We start from the raw sequence: 505 nt of genomic DNA on the forward strand, positions 1-505 counted from the left end.
CACTGCACATCCAGTACACGGTTCCACGCAGCAGTTGTCGGCGGAAGGTGCTCCCGCAGTCGGGGCAACGCAGGACACCAGACAGAATCGAGTTGTGTTCTTTCTTTGTTGTGGTAATTCTGGATTCCTGCAGCCTTTGTGCTGCCTGGAATACCTCCCGGCTGATAATGGGTGGGTTGCTGTTTTCCACATAATATTGGGCCTTTTCTCCGTGATTTCGCTTTTTGCGGAAGGGCACCGTATCCGTAGTGTACTCCTTTTGCAAAAGCGCATCGCCCATATACCGTTCGTTTTTGACCACATAGTCAACCGTAGTGTGATGCCATTTTTTCTGCCCATATCGCCGTGGAACACCCTCCGCATTGAGGATATTCGCAATATTTTGCTTGCCCACGCCTTGCAGGTAAAGGTCAAAAATCCGGCGAATCACAGCCGCCTCATCCTCTTTGACGACCATCTTCCCATCTACCATCTCGAAGCCATAGGCAGGAGCATTACAGTTGAA

1 protein-coding gene is annotated in these 505 nt (G+C 50.7%); it reads right to left on the reverse strand.

The window, feature by feature from the left end:
• The coding region (locus U8U68_RS22195; RefSeq protein ID WP_322204672.1) for a recombinase family protein at nucleotides 1-505 on the reverse strand (505 nt) is incomplete at both ends.

The organism is Acutalibacter intestini (assembly GCF_034334985.1).
GTDB lineage: Bacteria > Bacillota > Clostridia > Oscillospirales > Acutalibacteraceae > Acutalibacter > Acutalibacter intestini.